The sequence below is a fragment of the Gordonia araii NBRC 100433 genome, from assembly GCF_000241265.1.
Taxonomy (GTDB): domain Bacteria; phylum Actinomycetota; class Actinomycetes; order Mycobacteriales; family Mycobacteriaceae; genus Gordonia; species Gordonia araii.
In genome coordinates, this window is sequence record NZ_BAEE01000037.1 from 1 (window position 1) to 1,264 (window position 1,264).

Below are 1,264 nucleotides of genomic sequence, written 5' to 3' on the forward strand. Positions count from 1 at the left end.
GGGACTGCTGCACGGATAGGTGACAATTGGGGTGTCATGCCGCGGCAGCGGCGGTGTTGATCATTGCTTCGAACTCGACGGGCGTCAACCGACCGAGGCGGACTTGCCGGCGCCGACGGTGGTAGGTCCGTTCGATCCAGGTGACGATCGCGATCCGAAGCTGTTCACGAGTGGCCCAGCGCTGGCGGTCGAGGACGTTGCGTTGCAGGAGCGCAAAGAAGCTCTCCATCGCGGCGTTGTCCCCACAGGCCCCGACCTTGCCCATCGACCCTGTTAGACCATGAGTGTTCAAGGCGTGTACGAATTTTCGCGATCGGAACTGCGATCCTCGATCGGAGTGGACGATGCAGCCAGCGACCTCATCGCGGCGGGCGACAGCGCTGTGCAATGCCGCGACGGCCAGCCGGGATTTCATCCGCGAATCGATGCTGTAGCCGACGATCCGCCCGGAGTAGACGTCCTTGATCGCACACAGGTACAGCTTTCCCTCGCCGGTGTGATGTTCGGTGATATCAGTGAGCCACAACTGATTCGGTCTGTCGGCGGTGAAGTCGCGTTGGACCAGGTCATCGTGGACCGGCGGCCCGGATCGTCGGCCGTTGCGGCCACGCTTCTTTCCGAACACCGACCACCATCGGTTGTCGCGGCAGATCCGCCACGCGGTCCGCTCGCACATTGCTCCGACGGTCGTGGCGGCCTCGCCGGCCAAGAATCGGTAACCGAACTCTGGGTCCTCGCGGTGGGCGTCGAACAGGGCGTTGGCGCGATACGCCGCGGTCAGCTCGGCATCGGTGACCGGGTTGACCAGCCACCGGTAGTAGGGCTGGCGGGAGAGCTGTAGTACCCGGCACGACACCGCCACGGGGATTCCGTCGGCGGCGAGCTCCTTTACGAGCGGGTAGAGCCTTTTCCCGGCAGGTTCGCCTGCGACAGATACGCCGCCGCGCGACGCAGCACCTCGTTCTCCTGCTCGAGTAACCGGATCCGCTTGCGAGCCTCGCGCAGTTCAGCGGACTCGGTCGAGGTCACTCCAGGGCTGCGGCCCTCATCGATGTCCGCGCGTCGCATCCATTTGTGCAGCGTCATCGGGTGGACACCGAAGTCTTTGGCGACCTGCTCGATCGTGATTCCCTCGCCACGATCACGGGCCACCCGGACCACATCGGCACGAAACTCCTGGGGGTACGGCTTGGGCACAGCTACATCCTTCCCGACCGCCCGAAGGCAAGCCAGATCAGATGTCACCTATCCGTGCAGCAGTCCC

The 1,264-nt window shown here is 64.3% G+C and carries 1 protein-coding gene; it reads right to left on the reverse strand.

The genetic code is table 11. The features are described from left to right. Positions 1 to 34 precede the first annotated feature (34 nt). A protein-coding gene (locus tag GOARA_RS06455; protein ID WP_245548373.1) for an IS3 family transposase occupies positions 35 to 1,197 on the reverse strand; the annotation gives its coding sequence in 2 pieces (ribosomal slippage) (positions 35 to 910 and positions 913 to 1,197; 1,161 coding nt in all). Between the last annotated feature and the right edge of the window lie 67 nt (positions 1,198 to 1,264).